Source organism: Bacillus sp. TH19, assembly GCF_016651075.1.
GTDB classification, from domain to species: Bacteria; Bacillota; Bacilli; order Bacillales; family Bacillaceae_G; genus Bacillus_A; species Bacillus_A mycoides.
On the sequence record NZ_JAEKEO010000001.1, the window covers coordinates 413,257 to 435,298 of the forward strand.

The following is a 22,042-nucleotide window of genomic DNA, read 5'->3' on the forward strand; positions in this document are numbered from 1 at the left end:
ATTACAAATATTAGATATAGTACAAAGAGATGAGGAACAGCTCACAATTTCCTTGCTTTAAGGGGCAGCATTATTATAAAGAATAGAGATGAAAATAGTTTGTTCAAGAGTTAATCTTAGTTTTATAGTCTATAGATTAGGAAAATATTGACTGATTCCGATTAAAACACTTTTTAAATATAAGTATATTTCTGAAGGTGACCTCAATAATTTTAAGTAAATCAAAGGGAGAATTGAAAGGCAGGAGAAAGTAGCATGTCAGAAAATTATCGTTCTCGAGAGGAGCGACGACAAGTTAAAAAGAAAAAACACCCCGCTTCTAAAAAACAACAAGGTAAAACATCGTTTTTTCGCAAATTTTTAATCAGTTGCTTACTACTTGGTATTGTAGGATTAGTCGCAGGGGTTGCTACCTTTTTCGTTATGATCAAGGATGCGCCAAAACTTGAGAAAGCAAAACTTGTTAATCCGTTATCCTCAAAAATTTATGATAAAGATGGAAAATTGATATATGAATATGGGAAAGAAAAACGAACGAATATTATGTATAATCAAATTCCTAAATTAGTAGAAAATGCCTTTTTAGCGACAGAAGATGCACGTTTTTATGAGCACAGTGGCGTAGACTTTAAAGGTACTGCACGTGCAGTTTTAGTCAGCCTAAAAGGGGATTACGGCTCTCAAGGTGGAAGTACGATTACGCAGCAAGTTATTAAAAATTACTTCTTATCGATGGAAAAAACGTCAAAGCGTAAGGTTCAGGAAATTTATTTGGCGTATAAACTAGAACAACAATATTCAAAACATGAAATATTAGAGATGTATTTAAATAAAATTAATTTAGGTAACCGTTCATATGGAATCGCAACAGCAGCACAAAACTACTACGGTAAAGAATTGAAAGATTTAACATTACCAGAAGTTGCAATGTTGGCCGGTTTACCGAAAGCACCAAATAACTATGATCCAACGAAAAAAGAAAATGTTCAAAGGGCAACAGAAAGAAGAAACGTTGTACTAGAATTAATGAATCGACATGGTTATATAACAAAAGAAGAAATGGAAAAAGCCTCACAGGTTAAAGTAACAGATGGGCTTAAATCTGCAACAGAACTTCAAGCAATGCCATATCCTGCATTTATGGATGCGGTTGTGAAAGAAGTAGAAAAAGAATTACCAGATGCTAATATTGGATCTGACGGTTTAGAAATTTATACAACATTAGACTCAAAGGCACAGGATTTTGCGGACAAGCTTTTAAATGAAAATATTATAAATTATCCAAATGAGAAATTCCAAGGGGCTTTCACATTTATGGATACGAAAACAGGAGAAGTTCGTGCAATTGGTAGCGGACGCGGTGAAAATAAAGCTGTATTTAAAGGACATAATATAGCAATTGAATTAGATCGCTCAGCAGGTTCAACAATGAAACCAATTTTTGATTACGCTCCTGCAATTGAATATTTAAAATGGGCTACTTACCATCAAATTGATGACTCTCCATTTAAGTATTCAACAGGACAAGAAGTTAGAAATGCAGATAGAAAGCATTTAGGACCAATTACAATGCGTGATGCATTGAAAACATCCCGAAATATCCCGGCTATTAAAACTGCAAAAGAAGTAGGAATTAATAAATCAAAAGCTTTCTCTGAAAAGTTAGGTATTACCTTTAATGTAGTACCGACCGAGTCAACAGCGATTGGTACTAATGAAGCGTCACCAACTGAAATTGCAGGTGCTTATGCGGCATTTGGTAATGATGGTAAGTATACGAAGCCGCATTTTGTTAAGAAAGTAGTTTATCCAGATGGTAAATCAAAAAGCTTTGAGCAAAAGCCAAAACGAGTTATGAAGGATTCTACAGCATATATGATTACTGATATGCTTCGTACTTTTGTTTCATCTGGATTGGGTACAGCAGCTAATATAGATTCTTTAGATGTAGCGGGTAAAACAGGTACAACAAACTATTCTTTAGAACAAATAGCACAATATAATCTACCAGAAAGTGCAACTCGTGATAGTTGGTTTGCTGGTTATACACCACAATATACGATGGCAGTATGGACTGGATATATAAAAGATAGTAAAGACGATTATATTAGTAGTAAAAATACGAAAATTTCTCAGTTGATTTTTAAAGAAATGATGAGCAAGATGGCTACAGATAAGTCGCAATTTAAAATGCCGAAAAGTGTAGTTCAAGAAGGTAGCGAATTACGTATTAAAGGTGAGAAACGTGATTCTTCTCCAAATACGACTGAAAAGCCAAGTAATAATAATCAAAATAAGCAACAAGAAAAGCAAAAGAAACAAGAGGAATTAAAGAAACAAGAAGAGCAAAAGCAAAATACTCCAAATAATAGTAGTGGCCAAGGAAATACAACGTCACCAAACAATGGTAGTGGCCAAGGAAATACAACGCCACCAAACAATGGTAGTGGCCAAGGAAATACAACGCCACCAAACAATGGTAGTGGCCAAGGGAATACAACGCCACCAAACAATGGTAGTGGCCAAGGAAATACAACGCCACCAAACAATGGTAGTGGCCAAGGGAATACAACGCCACCAAACAATGGTAGTGGCCAAGGAAATACAACGCCACCAAACAATGGTAGTGGCCAAGGGAATACAACGCCGCCAAACAATGGTAGTGGCCAAGGAAATACAACGCCACCAAACAATGGTAGTGGCCAAGGGAATACAACGCCGCCAAACAATGGTAGTGGCCAAGGAAATACAACGCCGCCAAACAATGGTAGTGGCCAAAGAAATACAACGCCGCCAAACAATGGGGGTGGCCATGGAACGCCAACGCAACCAAGTAATAATGGGAATACAGGAGAGGCTCCAGCCGATAATGGATAATAAGTAATATGAAGAAAGTGTTGGTTCTGTGCAAATTTTAAAAAAAGCATAAACAGGTTGGTAAATGAGGAACAATGTTTAGGAAGTAGCTAGTAATTGTTGAGATTCATTGTACGCTGAAAAGGCGGAGTCTCTTTGTAAAGCGCCCTAAAATTTGTAGAGTTTGTGAATAAATGTCCAATTTTCTATGTTTAGGGGGTACTCCAAGGCCATCACTATCAAGCCATGGCCTTGGAGTACCCCCTAAACAAAATTTCTATTCATTATTGACTACTTGATAAATAGATTATGTTTCCATTTTAAAGAGTAGGCAAAGTTTTTTAATGCTTGTTATTAGTTTTGTATGAAGTTAACTTCGATAATTGATTATTGTATTCTTCTAATTGGATTAGATATTCATAATCCTTTTGCAACAACGAAATTTCGTTTTTTTAGTGTACGATGAATTACATCAATTACTAACGATCGCATAAAATCCATTTGCAATCATACCAACTTTTTATCTGCTAAGAAAATTTGCACCAGTCTCCTTTTGGGCTAGCGTATATATCTTTCTAAATTTACGAATTTCTTTACGATATTATTTAATGTAATGCCTACCCCAGAATCTTCTATAAATTACTATGGACTCCCTCTTGGATTATTGGAAGTTGAATCTAATACTTTACTTTATTTTTTAGGTGTTATTAATAAATATTATTACAATGAGAAGCTAATAGTGAACATTTCAAGAGTGACTATATATTTTTAAGACAAACTGCTGTAGAAAGATTAAGAATTCTTAAGAACTTTTGCCCCTTTTTCTTAAGGTTTGGATTCTAGAGTATGAGTATGAATTCTTACCAGTGGGGTGATTAAGTATGAATACAATTCACTTTCTTATTTCTGTATATAATGAGCCAAAAATCAGTTGGTGCAGCCCTTCCTAGTTTAAGGTTTATTGGAGATAAAATGATTGAAGGAATTGATTTGAAGAAAGTAAATTACATTGTCAAATATGGGCCAAGCACACGTGTATTAAAAGGGAAATTAATTATAAGAAGAAGGAATCTTATGAATTGTAAAATGGCTTAGCAGTATATATTGAACAATATATTAGGGGATTGATATCACTATATTCATTATGTTATTTCTTGTTTTCCGTTTGCAAGTTAACAATAAAGCGACGATAGACATGTCTCACCTGCAAATGTCTTTAATTGTTCAATATTAGAAAAAATGTGGAGGAATAATATGGAGTCAAAAATTCTTATTGTTGATGATGATAAAGAGATTAGAAATCTTATCTCTGTTTATTTAGAAAATGAAGGTCTGAAAACTCAAAAGGCTGAAGATGCTATCGAAGCTTTACAACTGTTAGAAGAAAAGGAGTTTGATCTGATTATATTAGATATTATGATGCCTAATATGGATGGTATTGAAGCGTGTATGAAGATTAGGGAAGACCGCAATATGCCTATCATTATGCTATCTGCAAAATCTGAGGATATAGACAAAATTCAGGGTCTAGCCTCTGGTGCAGACGATTATTTATCAAAACCGTTTAACCCATTGGAATTAATTGCTAGGGTAAAATCCCAATTAAGAAGGTTTAAAAAATACAATGCGTCAATAGATCATAATAAAAGTATCCTAGAAATTGGTGATTTAACCGTGAGTACAGATACACGTCAAGTATGGGTAAGAGGAAAGCAAACAAGGTTAACTCCAAAAGAGTTTGATATTCTCGAACTACTTGCCCGTAACAAAGGGGTTGTCCTGAGCGTTGCAAAAATATATGAAGCTGTTTGGAAAGAGGTTTTTTATAAATCAGATAATACCGTCATGGTGCATATTACAAAAATAAGAGACAAAATAGAAGAGGATTCTAAACATCCCATTTATATTAAAACTGTGTGGGGAATTGGGTATAAAATATGAAGAAGATTAGTTTTAGAAATAAAATAATTATAAAGCTTTTGGTTGCTGTTGCAGTAAGTTTTTTTATCTCGTTTGGTTTTACAATCCTCACTTTTCTATTCATTTTAGATCCATTATTTAGAAAATACGACCATTGGGGTTTGTTTGAATTCAATATCGCAATGTTGTTCTTATTCGCGTTCGCAATCTTTACCTTTATAATACTTTTTTTGATATTGGTTCGAAAGAAAATAGTATATTTGAAGCTCATTTCTGATAATGTGAATGATATTGCCAATGGAAAACTAGGTCTGACAATTGGGATTAAGGGGAAGGACGAATTGACCCAACTTGCTCAAAATATCAACTATATGTCCAAGGAATTGGAAAATACATTTGAACAAGAAAGACGATTAGAACGTACAAAAAATGAACTTATAACCAATGTATCTCATGACTTACGCACACCGTTAACATCTATTATTGGCTATATAGATTTATTAAAAAGAGGGCAATACAACAGTAAAACACAATTACAGGAATACCTTGAAACCACGTATTCAAAGTCACAGAGACTGAAATATTTAATTGATGAGCTGTTTGAATATACTCGTTTATCAGGCATAGATGCTAATTTAAACTTTAATGAAGTCGATTTATCAGGTTTGTTGGAGCAAATAGTTGGAGAATACATTCCTATATTTGAAAAGGAAAGTTTAATCGTTCAAAAATCAATCACGGAAGAAATAATACCTATTTTCATGGATGTAGAAAAAATGGTACGTGTTTATGAAAATCTGTTTATGAATGCGATAAAGTACAGCATGAAACCTTCCGGATTATCCGTATGTCTTGAATTAATAGATAACAAAGCGATTTTGAAAGTATCAAATAAAGTCGAGAAGCCGCCTGTTAGCGATCCAAATAAATTGTTTGAAAGGTTTTTCAGGGGGGACAAGGCAAGAAAAGATGACCAGGGAAATGGTTTGGGGCTTGCTATCTCAAAAAGAATTGTTGAACTTCATCATGGTAATATATATGCAGAATATAAAGATGGTTGGATGTCCTTTATTGTTGAACATCCAATTAAATAGAATGGCTTATGGAATTACAGGTTCCATAAGCTTTTTTTTTATAAAAACTTAAGAAATCTTAAGGATTTTACGGGGTGTTTCCTAATTTTCATAGTTTATCATGAATGTATTCAAAATGATGAGGTGAGTGAAGAAGATAAAAGGAAAGATTTCATTGTAGCTTAAGGGTGGATGCAACATGACTATTTTGTTAGTAGTAAACAAACATAGTAGCTTATTGTAATGAAATAAAAAAACGTAGGAGGATATATATGATAAAACCAGTTGTAGATGTAAAAAACATTCAAAAATTGTACGGTAAAAAAGGTGAGAATCAATCACACGCGTTAAAAGGCGTATCATTCTCGATTCAAGAGGGAGAGTTTGTTGGTATTATGGGGCCTTCTGGTTCTGGTAAAACAACATTATTAAATGTAATTTCAACGTTAGATACAGCAACGGGCGGCATTGTTGAAATTGCAGGTACGGATATTACGAAAATGAAGCAAGGTGAGCTTTCTGATTTCCGTTCGCAAAAATTAGGATTCATTTTCCAAGACTTTAACTTATTAGAGAATTTATCTATATATGAAAACATTGCACTTCCACTTTCACTTCAAGGTGTTTCATCTCGTAATATTGGAAGGAAAGTAGAAAAAGTAGCTGATATGTTAGGCATTACAGCGATACTTCAAAAGTATCCTTCTGAAGTATCTGGTGGACAAAAGCAACGTTCCGCAGCAGCACGTGCGTTAGTTCATGAACCAGCAATTATTTTAGGAGACGAGCCGACTGGAGCTCTAGATTCTAAAAATGCAACGAGTTTACTTGATGCAATGACAAACTTAAATAAAGAACAAGGTGTATCGATTATGATGGTTACGCATGATCCATATAGTGCAAGTTACTGTCAACGTATTTTATTCATTCAAGATGGTGAGCTATATAAAGAAATTCATCGCGGTGGTACACGTGAAGAATTCTATAAAGAAATTTTAGACGTGCTTGCAAACTTAGGCACACAAAAAGCGTAAGGAAGGAAGTTCAATCATGTTATTTAAGCTTTCCATGTCAGGCCTAAAAAGTAAGTTGCAAGATTACATTGTTTTACTTGTTGGTCTTATTGTCTCTATTTCAACTTTTTATATGTTTCAAACGCTAGCATCCAATAAAACGTTCCTTGAATCTAACTCTTCTATTAGGGATATTGCATTTATATTTAAAATTGGTTCCTTCTTGTTAGCAGTTATCACATTTTTCTATATTTTATATGCAAACTCTTTCTTATCAGCTCTTCGCCAAAAAGAATTTGGTATGTATATGATGTTAGGAGCAAAAAAGCATAAAGTTACCTTACTTATGTTTATCGAAACAATCATATTAGGTGCCGCGTCTCTTGTGATTGGAATTACAGTTGGTGTAGGGCTTGCAGAAGGTGTCGGTCAGTTATTAATGAAACAATTAGAACTTCCTGTTAGTGGTTATCAAGCATTTTACATGCCATCTATGACTTATACTTGCATCTTTTTCTTTGTATTATTTGTACTATCAGCAAGTATAAGTAGTATTAAGCTAGCGCGTTTTTCTGTATTACAACTTGTACATGCAGATGCACAAACAGAACGTGTCGCCATAAAAGGAAAAATGAAAGTTGTAGTTGCATCCCTTGGTGTGATTTTATTGGGTATTGGTTATGGATCACTGATCTATATGTCATATGCAAACCCGCTAATTGGTCTGGGATTAATGGCCATTGGATTAATCACAGCAACCGTTGGTACTTACCTTATATTTGGATCACTTCTCCCAGTTATGATTAACAAGTTAAAGAGTAATAAAAAATGTAGTGAAAAAGGCCTCAATGCTTTTACTTTTGCACAATTAAATTTCCGCATTAATGGCCTAACAAATGTGCTTGCAACAGTAGCAATCTTAGTGGCTCTTGGTGCTGGTGGAATTGCGTGTGGTATGGCATTTAAAAACAACATTCTAAAAATGACTGATCAAATAAGAATTTACGATTCAGTCATTCATAATCCAACAGCGGAAGAAAAGAAAATTTTGAGTGGTATCCTATTTCAAGAAAAGTTTGAATATCATTACAAAGTTGATGATAGGTATGTTTATTATCTAAAAGAAGATATAGAGAAAAATCGCCCTTTCATACAAGGTATGAAAATAGAAAAAGTTTCAGAGAGATTACCAATTGGTGCATTTTCAATAAAATGGGTTAAAGGAGAGAGGAACACAAAACAATGGATCCAGGCTTTCAGAACAATCCAGCCAGATTATATGTATCCTGATCATGAAATAAAAGTTGTAGATCAAAACATATACGATGGTATGAAGGGTAAAGAAAATACTGTGTTTATTGGGAAAACAGGTGATTTTGAGAAATTCTTAAAAGAATGGAAACAACTTGATGAATTACAGGTAGTTAAATATAAAAATATGAAATCTGAAGAACTGAATAGTAAGTATCAAACATATAATAATAATCGTGATTTCACCAGCGGAATAATGTTTATGGGATTCTTCGTTGGAATTGCGTTCTTAGCAATGATGGCAAGTTGCTTAATGTTTAAAATTCTATCTGGTGCATCCAAAGATAGCACACGTTATCAAATGCTTCGTAAAATCGGTGTTCGCCGGGAGTTATTAATACAATCGATTTATAAGGAGTTATTCTTTATATTTTTAGTCCCAGCAATTGTGGGTATTGTTCACGTATTAGTTGGTATGAATATGTTCAGAGTTCTTTTGGTTGATCCGTACTTTCGTATTTGGCTACCAATTATTATTTTCGTAGTGATTTACTCGATTTACTATTTTATTACAGTTCAATTGTATAAAAGAATTGTACTTCCGAAAGAAAATTAATGTAATGATATTATTTATACGAAATATCAACATAATCTGCCCCCATTTATTGATCATTCTAAATGGGTTTGGAAATAATAAATGGACTAGCACTACAATCAATAAACGGTGTTTAATGTTCCGTATGATACTGTGTTTTTAGTAATGAGTTTTGGAATTTCCGGAAAGTATTGTTGATAGTGCCATTAGAGAAGTTAAAGAGGAAACTGATCTTGAAGTTAGCAACCTTGTCTATAAAGGACTTTATGAATATGTTAATCCGATCGTCAAAGACCGATATATGATATTTAACTAACACAATTATCGTAGATGTTTCAGAAACTATCCAAAATAAGGGTTATAAAGAATTAGACGTTCGTCATGTTGTAAAATATGGTCGCTATAAAAAAATTCGTTCTTATAAAAAACAGGCTTCCTAAAAACTTAAACAATTGCTAATGGAAGTGTGATCTCATGAAAGAATACATGAGCAATCATAAAAATAGAGTCCTAATAATAAGGGACTCTATTTCTTATGTATATCTTATTTCTGTTATATAATTTACTTTTAGGGGTAGCACCACATCGCTATCAACCTAAGAAATGCAAATACCCCATGCCCATCAAGCTAAGAAAAAATTAATACCCATAGCCATCAACTTAAGATATCGGTTGTTCCCTAAAACGAAAAAAACGAGTTAAATTTACATAAATAACTGCCAAGAGATAAAAATTTCGTTTTGGGGGTACCTCAAAATCTTAGCTTGATGGTGATGTGGTGGCAACCCTTGTAAATTAATGATAGTTCATATGAGAATACAAATAAAATATTAATCTGCTTTCTACATAAATGTTCTTTAATAAAACTAACGGTGGCGTTAGCTTAATAAGCCAAATTAAAAATCGGTTCCTAAACGTAAAGGAATCGATTTTTCTATGCTGTAGTTTTCTTAACGTTGTAAATCCGTATTTTCCTCACGTTATCCCTGGTACAAGAAATCCTATATGATAACCAACACTATTTGGTTCTATTGTTACATAAACCACTTATTCCCACTTTTCGGGGGATGGGCAAAAACACCCTTATATGATTATTTTATCCTGGTTCTCATTTGTCACCTAAACGTTTGTTTATATGACAAGCGAAAATGAAAGCTTAGACGAATAAAGGAATTTTATAAAAAACCAGATTAGAAATAAAAGTAAGCCTATAACCTATTTTTACACGTATCTCGGCTGTACCCCATAATGAAGATTGATTTTATTTTGTAGCAAAAGGGAATAGCAGTAATGGCCAATCGTAAGAAACAAAAAATCAAAAGATATATTAAACTTCTATATTTCATCTATACGTTATCAAATCAACATAAGCCAATAACAATTAGTTAATGGAAGGTTAGGTGGCACTGGGATTACTGTTGTATTATACCCCACAATAAAACTAGGTGGAACAGTTGCAGAAGCCCACCCTAAAGTGAAAAATTGGTTTGCAATTGTATTACCAGAACTAAAAATAGGTGTTTGACCGATAGAACTCGAGTCAATGCCGATAAGTCCCTTTCCGGCAGTATTTTGAATACTGTTACCAACAACTTCTATGAATTTAAATATAGTAAGGTCCGCGTTAAACAATAAAACAGGTACATTCCCTTCATTTACTGTTGTGTTGTTTAGAAGAAATAAACCAAAATTTGTACCCACAAATTCCTCGATATCTAACAGGTGTCTTAATGTAGCGGGAGAAAGGTTATCTTGTGTATTATTGCTTATTACTAAATTCCCTTGAAGTGTGCCTGAATTAACGGTTATATTGGTGATGATGATAAATCTGCATCGCGTGTTACCTGAGTCAGACACAAAGGTGTTACCGTCAATAATGCTTTGCCCAGAAGTTGAGGAAATAATGATATAGAAGTATCCGTTGTTAGGTGAAGCAGCGGGGGCATAGGTAAAATTGCAATTTGTTATCTGAAATTCAGTTGCTTTAATGGCGATGCCAAGTTCGCATACTGAAATTTCACAACTATCAACATATATTCCTGTTGCTAACAAATTATTAATTGAAATAACAGACTCAACACTTAAAACAGAAGGGAAATCTTGGATGATTGACATGTTACGAAAAATAACGTTGGATACTGTAACATTAAACATAGAGATTACAGTATTCAAGGTAGTAATGACGGTAGTTGCCCCTATTCCTTGACCCTCAATCGTTACCGATTTATTAACAGTAACAGTGGTTGTAATTATAAAGGTCTCAGCATCAAGTAATAGTCTGTCACCATTATTAGCGGCAGCTAAAGCTGCATCAATCGTAGTATAAGTCTGCGATGAACCTACAAGTATTGTAGCACCGGTTGGAGCAGGAATAGGTCTAATCATTGGGGAAACTGGTTGAGATAGCTTATAATAGGTGCTTCCTGTTAATAAATCAATATAAATATCTCCCAAATTGCCAATAGCACATGTTGGAGCTCCAACTCCTGTTAAAACCGTAGTACCAGTTGCCGCTGTAGGTCCAGTTATTCCTGTAGGTCCAGTTACTCCCGTAGGTCCAGTTACTCCTGTAGGTCCAGTTATTCCTGTAGGTCCAGTTACTCCCGTAGGTCCAGTTACTCCTGTAGGTCCAGTTACTCCCGTAGGTCCAGTTACTCCTGTAGGTCCAGTTGCTCCCGTAGGTCCAGTTGTTCCTGTAAGTCCAGTTACTCCCGTAGGTCCAGTTGCCCCTGTAGGTCCAGTTACTCCCGTAGGTCCAGTTGCCCCTGTAGGTCCAGTTGCCCCTGTAGGTCCAGTTGCCCCTGTAGGTCCAGTTGCCCCTGTAGGTCCAGTTACTCCCGTAAGTCCAGTTGCTCCCGTAAGTCCAGTTGCTCCCGTAGGTCCAGTTGCCCCTGTAGGTCCAGTTACTCCCGTAGGTCCAGTTGCCCCTGTAGGTCCAGTTGCTCCTGTTGGAAAAGTAAAGGGAGGAATAGATGAAAGTGTTGGCCCCACTAGATTAGGATCAAAGGCCGCAGCCTGAATTCCCTCCCATTTCTTTTTCTCATTTTGGTTTTCGAACATATTATTACCTCCAAACAGAATACACTCATTCCTTGGATGAGGAAATAGCTTTTATCTCTACATTAGTCTATGTAGAGGAGTTTCACCAATTTTCCTATATACGAATAGGTTATGAAAAACGAGAAATAAAACAGTTTTCTCTCTTATCTACAAGACACCAGATGACTTTGTCATTTCTCCTATATGTTATGTTATGTTAAACTTTCCATTCGGTTTATTTATTAGATTAACGAATGAAACATATTTTTAGTAACTTAATAGTAAGTCACCATTATTATTAAAAACCCGGTCTGTTTATAATAAAACATGCATGGAATTTTTATAAATGCATAAAAAATACAGATAAATCCTCAGACATTGATTTTTGGTTCAATACGTTTATTGATTCAACAAAATGGTAATGTTTGTTGAACAAGAAGTAAAAGGTTGCTACATATTAGTCATATATAATATGTAGTAACCTTTATTCTTTATGATTTTTACAATTTAGGTCTTGATAACCATTCGCAGCAATGCCTGAACAGTGTGCTGTTATTCGTGAAATCATCAAAGAGAAAAATAAACTAACTTGGCCGATCTTAACCACTGAAGAAAAAGAACTGATCGAGAACATGCTATTATGTTCCTTATTATCTGAAGAAGAAATACTAATTACATATTATGAAGACGATTATTTACTCACTAGCTATATGACTGTTGTTGATATTGATCCGTTAAATAGTGCTGTAGTATGTACAGATGAATTTTACAATAGATTCATACTGAAGTTTATAGATATTATTGATGTAAAATGAACAACTAAGGCACTACTTATGTACTTTAAATAATGTTTATTCCAAACGGTTTTAAAAATTTAATACTTCAATTGTTCATTTGTATTGCATTTATTGCGGAATTATTTAAAATATGAGATAACAAAAATAACCTTTATACAATGAAACTTTTAATTTATATCAAGACATGTCGTTCTTCCGGCGCCTACAATTTACAGAAGTAGGTGACATACTTTGATTTTTATAAAGTATAAGAAGCCGTCAGAAGAAGTAGAGATTGAATTTCGATGTAATTGCGAAAAAATAATATCATTACTTTTGGAAATACAACTTTATTAGATTTTCTTGCAAAGTCTTTGGGTATATATTAATAAAAAAAGAATGCACACAGATTAAAATGTGCATTCTTTTTTTATTCACAGTACATATGTTATTTCATTGCTCTTTAAAATACAGTTATAGATTTTATAATAAAGCTTGATTAATAACTAACTGTATTCTTATTACTATGACTATAACTATAACTTTCTTCCATAGCTAATGCATCTGTTTTAGTAACATGAACGGTACCAAATGGATGATTTGGAGGAGCATATATCGAGTAAAGTTTTAGTGGAATATTACCTGTATTAGTTACATTATGCCATGTTCCGGCAGGTATCATTATTGCAAAATCATCATAGGCATTTCTTTTAAAGTCTAAATTATCTTTACTCTTGCCCATTTGAACAATCCCCTGACCTTGTTCAATACGTAAAAATTGATCAACATTGGGATGTATTTCCAAACCGATATCTTCGCCAACATTGATACTCATTAAGGTGACTTGTAAATGTTTACCTGTCCATAAAGCAGTACGATACGTATTGTTTTGTTTTGTTGCTTCATTTATATTAACCACAAATGGTTCTGATCCATAATCTGTTAACGAAATACTTCCAGCACCATCGGAAAAACTAAAAGAATCAAATCTGTTTGCATACTCTATCTCATTGGGGAAAGTCCAGTAAACAGACGGTCTTCCATAGTTATACATAGGTACATTAACATAATAAGGATATGGATACATAAAAGGAATATAGTACATTTTTCTCAACCCTTCACGATTTTATAAAATTATCCTATGCACTGGTTAAGTGAATGTACTTAGATTAAAGGTAACTTTTGTAAAGAAGGCTTTTTAGCCTAAAAGGGGTACGGAAACAATTATGGATTTCAGGGGCTAATCTAGGATTAAATTCAACAATTTAATTTTGATAAATCCATTTTAGAGCTTCTAAAGCCTTTAAAATAAACAACTTGCTATATTATTAATAGAGTATACTCTATTGATAATGCTTGATATGACTAGGTTTATCTCAATATCGTTATAAATCTGCATAATCCTGACGTGACCCCGTTTAGTTTTTAGACATATAATATAAATGTTTATTTAATTATTAACTGAGGTGAATTATTATGATAAATCCTTACTGTATTAAAAACAGGGCAATAGGCGGAGTCTATACAACCCATGGAGCTCAAGCAACAATGCATGCAGTATATCATGCAATGCAGCATATGCCATACTATCAACATCCAGCTATACCTTATTATGAAACCATACAATATCATCCCTCTATAGAATATACACCCCAAAGTATATATCCTACTATTTTTACAACAATTCCACTTTATTAACCATCCTCTTGTTTTTAATTGCTTTTAAACTGTACAGACAAACACCCCCACCCCCCTCACTTTTTGATTATAGCTACACTCTCCATTCGCGCCTATTTTCCAATTACTCCGTTTTGTAATCTAATTCAGACCATTGTAAGAATCAGAATCATAACTGATCAAGAGCTTTGTTAAATGCTCAACATGGTATTTCTCATCACGGCTGATAACACTGAAAACTAGCTTCACAGTATGAAGAATGGATGAATAGCCAAAAAGATTTAGAACAAAAAATTAATTTGAATAATCCTTGGCCAGGTGCTAGAGAGACTGCATACTCATAAATTTTATTTCATGTTGCTAACCATGGTACCTATCATCGAGTAACATAACAGCCATGCTAAGACAACAGGGGCACGCTTCAACAATGAATGACCTAGCTTTATATTGGTATCAGAGTTAGGGCAAATAGTACTTGTAAATTAATGATGGTTCATATGAGAATCCAATAAAATATTCATCTGTTTTCTATAATAAATGTCCTTTAATTAAACTAACGGGGGCATTAGCTTAATAAACCAAATTAAAAAAATCGGCTCCTTTACGTAAAGGAATCGATTTTTTTTGCTACAGTTTTCTTAACGCTGTAAATCCGCATTTCCCTAACGTTACTCCTGGTAGGGGTAGCACCACATGCCCATCAACTTAAGAATTTTATAACGCCCCAAAAACAAAAAAAATGTACATTTTCACCTAAAGATGCCAATTTTCTCGTTTTAGAGTATTTGTTTTTTTGGGGGTTGATGGGCATGGGGGAAAACGACGATTCGTTCTTTTTCGGACCACTTGTAAAAAACTTTGAAATGTATGATAAAACAATGACTTTAAGGTAATTAAATTTGAAGTTTTCAAGAAGATTTTCTTTAAATGTATTCCGTCCACTTATTTTCCGGCAATATTTACAGGTGTTCAGTAAACAAATTTTGTTAAATTCATTCCAAAAGTTAACGGAACTCTAATTCTGTTACTTAAAATAATGAGTGGCCCAAAAAATAGTAATCGTTGCCGTGCCCGAATACGGAAAAATGATTATATATTGAGTACCATCTACACAATATTTTCCTTTCGGGCCCTTTTTATTGCTTCTTCGCGGTTGTTGACGCTGAGCTTCGAGTAGAGAGTCGAGCAATAATTGCGGATCGTTCCCTCCGATAAAAATAATTTGGCGGCGATAGACTTATAACGCAGTCCACCTGACAGATGCTCCAGAATCTCCATTTCACGTTTCGTAAGCCCGTACGGGAAGTTTTCCTGACTTGAACCGATCTTCTCCAATTGCTCGCGTTGACTTTTCATCTCTTCGAAAATTCGCGTAGCGACCGATTGATCGATCCAGATTCCTCCGTTATAAATTAGTTTCAAGGCTTCCTTCATCTCTCGCGGATGAATCGACTTCAGCATGTAGCCCTCCGCCCCGTGCTCCAATGCAGTTGCTGCCTGCAAGGAATCCTCAAACGTTGTCATGAACACAACCTTCATATCAGGCCATCGTTGTTTCATCTCAAGTAAAGTTTCAATCCCGCTCATTCCCTGCATACTAATATCCATTAGCACGATATCCGGTTGGGACCGCTCACAATGTTCTAATGCTTCGCCACCGTCACTGGCTGTACCAACTACGTTAAAATCAGTATGCTGATCCAAAATTTGCTTCAAACTGTCGGTAATGATCACCTGGTCGTTAACGAGCAGCAGGCGGATTGTATCATGTGCAGGCTCTGTCTGCAACGGAATATTACATATGACGAAAGTTCCTTGTTCTGGCTCGGAATGCACGGACACCGTGCCGTGAAATAGCTTAAGTCGTTCCTTCATCCCATTAAGTTCAAATCCAAATTGGATTTCTTCCATTCCGATGCCGTTATCTTCGATCTGTAACCTGAGCTGCTGACTCTCGAAATACAACTGAACGGATATCAAGCTCGCCGAACCGTGCCGAACCGCGTTGTTCAGAGACTCTTGAAGGCAACGATATAGACAAAAGTTTATTTTTTGCATAACGAGAGTCTCGCTGCCGATCACACGGAATTTGACCATTATACCTGTTGACTTCATAAAATCTTCGGTAAATTGCCGTAGAGATTCACTTAACGAATGGTTCAATGGAGTATGAGAGAGCTGATGCAGATGTTTTCGGATATCAACCAGACTGTGTTGGGCGATTCCGACAAGCGAATCGATCCTCTCTATCTGTGAATTCGGTACGGACGATCGCAGCGATTCGACGCCGACGATGAGTGAGGTAAGCGTATGGCCAATCGTGTCATGCAGCTCATGTGACAGCCGGCTGCGCTCCTCCATCAGCGTAAGTTCCTCAATCCGCTCAATATGCTGCTCCAACAATAGCTTTTGCTCATGAATAATTAGGGCTTGCTTATGGGACTGAATTAATATATTAAACGTGAAGCCGATGGCGAATCCAAAACCGTTGCTAACGATAAATTCATACGGGAGACGACCAGCGATCCAACCGTTCAATGCCGGCAATATGATTCCACAGAGGATACCTGTCCATACATAGGTTCTTCGATTGCTGGCCAAGCCGATATTCATCACAAGTAAAACGAAAGACCAAAGTAAATCCGGTGCTGTATAGGCTAAATAAAGATGAAAAACCCCCGCTGCCATGACGTCGACTGCAAGATACCAATCTGCATTTCTACACCAGGCGATTAATGGAACGAGATAAACGACGAAAGCAAAAGAAAATAAGACCCAAAAAGACGCATCGATTAATGACGGTTTGATAAAACTAGCGCTTATGATAATGACCATCCAAAGCGTTCGTATGGCCACAAATATCCAATCATACCAGAACCATTTTTTTATTATAGAGAACACGGATTATGCACACCTACTTGTAGTTTTTAAAATAAATTCTGAATAAATCAAACCTATCATGCACCATAAACTTCTGATCCGTCAAGCGAAAGAGAGGGTAAACAGTTAGAATTTACTGTAACAAGCACGTCACATGAGATATTTGACAGTTTGTCATATGGTATATGTGACAAGTCCAATTTCGAGTGTCAACAAAAGTTTGGCGGTTTCATCACTATCCGATTTAACAATTTTGGGGATAAGGTGAGGATGTAAAGCAACACAACATTCCAAAATAATAGGAGCGATACGTTATGAAATTACTCAAGATTCAAAAAGGAGCTGTACTTGCATTAACAGCTATATCGGCGAGTACACTGGTATTTTCTGCTTATGGGTCTGTAAACCCGGTACAGACTGAAGGCGCGGTACAAGTGGAGACAGAGAAGGAAAAGAAAAGCAAGCATCGGGATGAAGTCAAACACGTCATTGATGAGGTGGTAACCATCAAAGGAGTCCCAAGTGTCATAGCTGGCGGGTTACAGAACGGGAAACGCTGGTCTTACGCTACAGGTACAGCCAGTTATGAAGTACCAAACCCGGTGGAGTCCAATTTTTCATTCCGTATTGGAAGTATTTCAAAGACTTTCACAGCGTCCGTTGTATTACAGTTGGCTGACGAGAAAAAATTGAATCTGGATGATTCGGTTGAAAAATGGCTGCCAGGTGTCATAAAAGGTGAAGGGTATGATGGCAACAAAATTACGATCCGTCAGTTATTGAATCATACAAGTGGGCTTGCTAGCTATACAGATTTGGATTTCCGAGATATTACTTTGCCTCAAAATCCATACCGTTACTATTCCGTCGATGAGCTTATCGACCTTGGACTTTCAAAGCCACCTGTATTTGCACCAGGGAAGGGCTGGAATTATTCCAATATGAATACTGTACTAGCCGGTCAAATTATTCAAAAGGTAACAGGAGAAACGTATGCGGAGCAGATCAGGAAACGGTTTATCATACCGCTTGGAATGAAAGGGACATTTGTGATGGGAAATAGTCACGAAATTCCGGGTAAGCATGCCACAGGATATAATATGGATAGATCGGGTCATTTGTATGATTTAACAGAAATGAATCAATCATGGGCAAATGCGGCGGGAGATATAGTCTCAACAGTTAATGATTTGACTACCTTCTTCAGTGCGTTGTTGGGCGGGAAGCTTCTGACTCAAGAGATGATGGACCAGATGCACACAACAGTAGATGGACCTTTTGGTAAAGTCGGACTAGGGATTTATGAATTTAAAACAGCGGACGGGCAATCTTACTGGGGGCATGCCGGAGGTACTTTCGGGTATGAATCGAGAGCCGTCGGATCTCTAGACGGGAAGCATATTCTGGTAACGTGCATCAACTCGGTAGGTCCACAAGTAGCGCCAGCTCACGATAAAATAATCAATAAGGAATTTAGCCATTACGCAAGTCTAAACAGACAGTGAATTATATATGTTTGACCTGCTTGGAAAACGAAAACATACCGATTTATACATGGTTACGAGTGCCGGATTATATCTATCACTCCTCATGGGATTTATACACAAAAGGACCGTCAAGATGTTTTCCTAGCGGTTTTTCTTATGAGATGGATGTATATTGTATTCATAGAAGTTAACATAAAGTCCTATTATGGGTAGAAAGAAAAAGGCGGATCCCTACTCTCACAAGGGAACCTCCTTTTTTTGTTCTACGGATCTATGCATTTTTTTATACATTCCTATCCTGGCGCGGTTTTAGGGTTCTTGTTTGTTACTGGATTAGCCGAAAAACTGTATAAAACCTTGCATGCTCTTAGCATGGTTTTTTTCCGAAATGCTGGCGGTACCCCATCGTCATCAAGCTAAGGTTTTGAAGTACCCCCAAAACCAAAATTCACTTTCTCTACAGGTAGTTACTTTGAGAAGTCAGCTCATTTTTTTCGTTTTGGGGGCGTTTATTTTTCTTAAGTTGATGGGGATGGGTGGAACCCTTTCCTTGTTTAGGCCGGATATCCGCCTGTTGGCGGTGGCCAAGCGCTAAATAATCTGCGAATCAGCACAATTTCTCCTAAATGGTAGGAGTTGTGAGATGCAATATTGCGTAGCACACCGCCCGGGGTTTCACCAGGCCATTCCTCCAATGTTTTGTCCAATTGAACAGTTTGGGCAATCGTGCATGCTTGTTCAATCCCCTAAAGAAAATACTGAATAATCTGTTTCCGTTTGAATAGGTTTTGCTTTTCCATACTAATCACGTCCTTTTTTAGAATACTAGTATCAGTATGTCCAAGTTTCAGAGATTAGTTACATAAGTCATATAGTTTTTGCACCAGAACCATAAAAGTAAGTCTATGACCTATTTTTACACATATCTCGGCTGTTCACTATAAGAGGCCAAGTAAATAGAAGACAAAAAAGCGACCAATTTCAATTAGTTGCTTTTTTGTCTGTATTGTTCCAACCTTCAAACGATAAATACTAGGAGTTACAATCTGTCCAAATATCAAAACCTTTATAATTGTTAACTGAAAAATTTGAATGATATCATTTTTTTATTATTAGCTTAATAGAGATGTGGTGGTATTCCTATTAAATGATTTTAACAGCAGAACTGGATTTGAAATATATTTACCTGAAAAATCAGATAAATAATGATAAATAGAAAGAACATTTAATTATAGATATAGTTTTTCAGTGAGTGAAATATAATTTGTGTTATCAAATATTTACATAGGAGGCAATTATATGAATTAAAATCCCCGCTTAAGTTTTATTAAAAAATAAAATAATAGTTATTATTCTAGTTGTTATAGAAAGGACGAAGAGAATGTCAATAGTTCAGCGTTATACAACGACTACAAATGGTGCGATGACGTTTACAGGTAATACGCTAGGATTTGGTTCGAATAATCCTAGCTATAATGACATTGGAGCATTCATTACGTTGGATCTTACCCAACAAGTCCCAAGTTATCCAATAGGTAGTACATTGAATTGGAAATTGAATGCTTCTCAAGCAGTTCTGAAATTTCCTGTAGCTAGTGAAGTGCTGTATGCAGAGTTGATTTGGGGAGGTACCTCAAAATTTAATGCAGTGGATGTTACAGGAGATATTAACGTTCCCATTTCCTTAACTAACCCACAAGGTTCAATACAAACAATATCTCCTGATGCGACAACGGCCCAAGTAGTAGTGCATGAAAATCACACATTTTATATTCGTACAGCTGATGTTACTAAACTAATAAAGGCGAGTGGGGCAGGTTCTTATACTGTAAGTGGGGTACCAGCCACAATCCAACGGCCAAGTAAAAGTAATGCAGCAGGATGGACACTTGCTGTTATATATAAAAATCCTTCTTTACCTTCACGAAATATGAACTTATATGTTGGTGTGGCATCTGTTGAAAGAGGGAATGTAGTGGATCAAAAAATTAAAGGTTTTGGGACACCTGAATCCAAGCCGTTTCAGGCAAGAGCTTTATTGACTGCTATCGAAGGCGATAGTTTCATTTCTAAGGACCAATTTTTATTTGGTCCATCCCCAGGCCAATTACAAGCCATTTTTGGACCGAATAACTTAGTGGATAACTTTTTCGCTTCACAGATTAATGATGATGGTGGAAATTTAGATACTAGTGGGACAGCGGGAAATAGTAATGTAACCCCAGGGCAAAAACAGTCTACACAGCGCTATGGCTGGGATATTACGAATGTGGATATTTCAAACGCCATGGAAATCTCACAAACTGAAGCGATTGCTCGGTTCAAAACAGATATGGACGGATTCATCCTTTCTGGATTAGGGATTCAAATTGATGTGAATAGTCCGGAGCTCAAGATAGACAAACAAGTGGATAAAGATATAGCAATAGTCGGAGATGAGTTAACTTACACAATTTTAGTAGAAAATAGTGGACTAGTAGAAGCTCAGAATTCCATTTTTAAAGATATTCTTCCAGATGAGTTAGAATTTGTGCAGAACAGCTTAACTATCGATGGGCAAGCCAAACCCGGAGAAAATCCAGCTAAAGGAGTCAATATCGGATTTGTAAGCATAGAAGGGCCAGTCGAGATCATATTTAAAGTGAAAGTGATTGCGGTCCCTACAGATGGAAAGGTGACTAATACGGGTAAGCTGGATTACGAGTTCCAAAGTGCAGCGGGTTTACCTCTCACATCAGGATCTAGTAGCTCAAATGAAGTAAATACTATCATTAAGCATGTACAAGTCGATCTCGTGAAAAGTGAAGATCGTTCGGTTTACGATAAAAAGGGAGATATTATCACCTACACGCTCGATATTACCAATAATGGAGATACTTCAGTAAATGCAATTTCTATTAAAGATGTCATACCTACAGGAACGGTACTCGTTCCAGGGAGTTTAAAAGTAAATGGTGCACCGGTGCTTGATGATTTAACAACAGGAATTCCTCTTGGTACATTAATTCCTGGCCAAACAGCTGTGATTACATTTCAAGTAGCGTTACAGAGTCCGTTGCCAGTGAAAGTAGATAACCAAGCAGAGGCAATTTATCAATTTCAGCTGAAACCAGGTAGCAATGTGCGTGAGGAAATAGTAACAAGTAACCTAATTACGGCGTGGTTGGAGACCGATTGTCAAAAAGCACAAAATCAGATTTTTGAATCAGTAGCACAACAAGAGCTCGGTTTGATGAAAATCCTTCAAGCAGAAAGTGTAAAAGTACAAGAAGCGGTAAAGGCATTTGAAGAAGAACGAATCTCTGCCCAAGAACTTGCTAGGATTAATCAGAGTGTCGAAAAAGTAGTCCAAAAAGCTACACAGTTGGAGAAATTATTAAAAGATAAATTAGAAATTGCTAAGCAGATTTGTTGTTAGTAGATTAATGAGAAAGAAGCACAAGAATTTATAGCTTTATTTAGATTGAAAAGGGGG

13 protein-coding genes and 4 pseudogenes are annotated in these 22,042 nt (G+C 35.9%); 13 read left to right on the plus strand and 4 right to left on the minus strand.

Translation table 11 applies throughout. The features are described from left to right. Positions 1–255: 255 nt before the first annotated feature. From JFU54_RS02010 to JFU54_RS29625, 7 genes and pseudogenes are all read left to right on the plus strand, one after another. Entirely contained in the window at positions 256–2,877 is a 2,622-nt protein-coding gene (locus tag JFU54_RS02010; RefSeq protein WP_201063590.1) for a PBP1A family penicillin-binding protein, read from the plus strand. Between the two features lie 894 nt (positions 2,878–3,771). Beyond that, the gene (locus JFU54_RS29395; protein ID WP_078204041.1) at positions 3,772–3,951 is read left to right on the plus strand and encodes a ribose ABC transporter ATP-binding protein; all 180 of its coding nucleotides are present in this window, start codon (positions 3,772–3,774) and stop codon (positions 3,949–3,951) included. A 159-nt stretch (positions 3,952–4,110) separates the two neighbouring features. Continuing rightward, complete coding sequence (locus JFU54_RS02015) at positions 4,111–4,797, plus strand: response regulator transcription factor (protein ID WP_061675857.1); 687 nt, start codon at positions 4,111–4,113, stop codon at positions 4,795–4,797. After that, the gene (locus JFU54_RS02020; protein WP_201038258.1) at positions 4,794–5,870 is read left to right on the plus strand and encodes a sensor histidine kinase; all 1,077 of its coding nucleotides are present in this window, start codon (positions 4,794–4,796) and stop codon (positions 5,868–5,870) included. The genes JFU54_RS02015 and JFU54_RS02020 overlap by 4 nt, the downstream gene beginning before the upstream one ends. 251 nt (positions 5,871–6,121) lie before the next feature. After that, complete coding sequence (locus JFU54_RS02025; RefSeq protein WP_201038259.1) at positions 6,122–6,883, plus strand: ABC transporter ATP-binding protein; 762 nt, start codon at positions 6,122–6,124, stop codon at positions 6,881–6,883. Between the two features lie 16 nt (positions 6,884–6,899). Next, positions 6,900–8,729: an FtsX-like permease family protein gene (locus tag JFU54_RS02030; protein WP_201038260.1), complete on the plus strand. Its 1,830-nt coding sequence runs from the start codon at positions 6,900–6,902 to the stop codon at positions 8,727–8,729. Between the two features lie 151 nt (positions 8,730–8,880). Next, positions 8,881–9,021: pseudogene (locus JFU54_RS29625) on the plus strand (DNA mismatch repair protein MutT); the annotation flags it as partial. A gap of 1,043 nt (positions 9,022–10,064) precedes the next feature. On the opposite strand, the gene JFU54_RS30045 reads toward JFU54_RS29625, so the two are convergent. Then, positions 10,065–11,768, minus strand: coding sequence for an exosporium leader peptide-containing protein (locus JFU54_RS30045; protein ID WP_201063591.1), 1,704 nt, complete (start codon positions 11,766–11,768; stop codon positions 10,065–10,067). Positions 11,769–12,280: 512 nt separating this feature from the next. Here JFU54_RS30045 and JFU54_RS02040 point away from each other — a divergent pair. Next, the gene (locus tag JFU54_RS02040) at positions 12,281–12,562 is read left to right on the plus strand and encodes a YolD-like family protein (protein WP_078204036.1); all 282 of its coding nucleotides are present in this window, start codon (positions 12,281–12,283) and stop codon (positions 12,560–12,562) included. A gap of 460 nt (positions 12,563–13,022) precedes the next feature. Here JFU54_RS02040 and JFU54_RS02045 read toward each other — a convergent pair whose 3' ends face one another. After that, entirely contained in the window at positions 13,023–13,628 is a 606-nt protein-coding gene (locus tag JFU54_RS02045) for a cupin domain-containing protein (protein WP_088265915.1), read from the minus strand. 371 nt (positions 13,629–13,999) lie between these two features. On the opposite strand from JFU54_RS02045, the gene JFU54_RS29635 reads away from it, so the two are divergent. Further along, the gene (locus tag JFU54_RS29635) at positions 14,000–14,221 is read left to right on the plus strand and encodes a hypothetical protein (RefSeq protein ID WP_078204034.1); all 222 of its coding nucleotides are present in this window, start codon (positions 14,000–14,002) and stop codon (positions 14,219–14,221) included. A 215-nt stretch (positions 14,222–14,436) separates the two neighbouring features. After that, positions 14,437–14,663: pseudogene (locus tag JFU54_RS29640) on the plus strand (DinB family protein); the annotation flags it as partial. Between the two features lie 644 nt (positions 14,664–15,307). On the opposite strand, the gene JFU54_RS02050 reads toward JFU54_RS29640, so the two are convergent. Continuing rightward, positions 15,308–17,101 carry a helix-turn-helix transcriptional regulator gene (locus JFU54_RS02050; protein WP_078205500.1) on the minus strand — a complete coding sequence of 598 codons (1,794 nt, stop codon included), beginning with the start codon at positions 17,099–17,101 and terminating at the stop codon, positions 15,308–15,310. 422 nt (positions 17,102–17,523) lie between these two features. Between JFU54_RS02050 and JFU54_RS02055 the strand changes: the two are divergent. Both JFU54_RS02055 and JFU54_RS29400 read left to right on the plus strand, forming a co-directional pair. Continuing rightward, a pseudogene (locus tag JFU54_RS02055) lies at positions 17,524–18,585 on the plus strand (serine hydrolase domain-containing protein); the annotation flags it as partial. Between the two features lie 343 nt (positions 18,586–18,928). Continuing rightward, positions 18,929–19,162 carry a hypothetical protein gene (locus JFU54_RS29400; protein ID WP_078204032.1) on the plus strand — a complete coding sequence of 78 codons (234 nt, stop codon included), beginning with the start codon at positions 18,929–18,931 and terminating at the stop codon, positions 19,160–19,162. Here JFU54_RS29400 and JFU54_RS02060 read toward each other — a convergent pair. Beyond that, a pseudogene (locus JFU54_RS02060) lies at positions 19,122–19,340 on the minus strand (DinB family protein); the annotation flags it as partial. The gene JFU54_RS29400 and the pseudogene JFU54_RS02060 sit on opposite strands and share 41 nt — an antisense overlap. Positions 19,341–19,948: 608 nt before the next feature. On the opposite strand from JFU54_RS02060, the gene JFU54_RS02065 reads away from it, so the two are divergent. Then, positions 19,949–21,985: a DUF11 domain-containing protein gene (locus JFU54_RS02065; RefSeq protein ID WP_201038262.1), complete on the plus strand. Its 2,037-nt coding sequence runs from the start codon at positions 19,949–19,951 to the stop codon at positions 21,983–21,985. The last annotated feature ends 57 nt before the right edge of the window (positions 21,986–22,042 follow it).

Excerpts from the sequence above, each read along its gene's own strand:
- JFU54_RS02010 (WP_201063590.1), top strand. The coding sequence starts at position 256 with ATGTCAGAAAATTATCGTTCTCGAGAGGAGCGACGACAAGTTAAAAAG.
- JFU54_RS29395 (WP_078204041.1), top strand. The coding sequence starts at position 3,772 with ATGAGCCAAAAATCAGTTGGTGCAGCCCTTCCTAGTTTAAGGTTTATT.
- JFU54_RS02015 (WP_061675857.1), top strand. The coding sequence starts at position 4,111 with ATGGAGTCAAAAATTCTTATTGTTGATGATGATAAAGAGATTAGAAAT.
- JFU54_RS02020 (WP_201038258.1), top strand. The coding sequence starts at position 4,794 with ATGAAGAAGATTAGTTTTAGAAATAAAATAATTATAAAGCTTTTGGTT.
- JFU54_RS02025 (WP_201038259.1), top strand. The coding sequence starts at position 6,122 with ATGATAAAACCAGTTGTAGATGTAAAAAACATTCAAAAATTGTACGGT.
- JFU54_RS02030 (WP_201038260.1), top strand. The coding sequence starts at position 6,900 with ATGTTATTTAAGCTTTCCATGTCAGGCCTAAAAAGTAAGTTGCAAGAT.
- JFU54_RS30045 (WP_201063591.1), bottom strand. The coding sequence starts at position 11,768 with ATGTTCGAAAACCAAAATGAGAAAAAGAAATGGGAGGGAATTCAGGCT.
- JFU54_RS02040 (WP_078204036.1), top strand. The coding sequence starts at position 12,281 with ATGCCTGAACAGTGTGCTGTTATTCGTGAAATCATCAAAGAGAAAAAT.
- JFU54_RS02045 (WP_088265915.1), bottom strand. The coding sequence starts at position 13,628 with ATGTACTATATTCCTTTTATGTATCCATATCCTTATTATGTTAATGTA.
- JFU54_RS29635 (WP_078204034.1), top strand. The coding sequence starts at position 14,000 with ATGATAAATCCTTACTGTATTAAAAACAGGGCAATAGGCGGAGTCTAT.
- JFU54_RS29400 (WP_078204032.1), top strand. The coding sequence starts at position 18,929 with ATGCTCTTAGCATGGTTTTTTTCCGAAATGCTGGCGGTACCCCATCGT.
- JFU54_RS02065 (WP_201038262.1), top strand. The coding sequence starts at position 19,949 with ATGTCAATAGTTCAGCGTTATACAACGACTACAAATGGTGCGATGACG.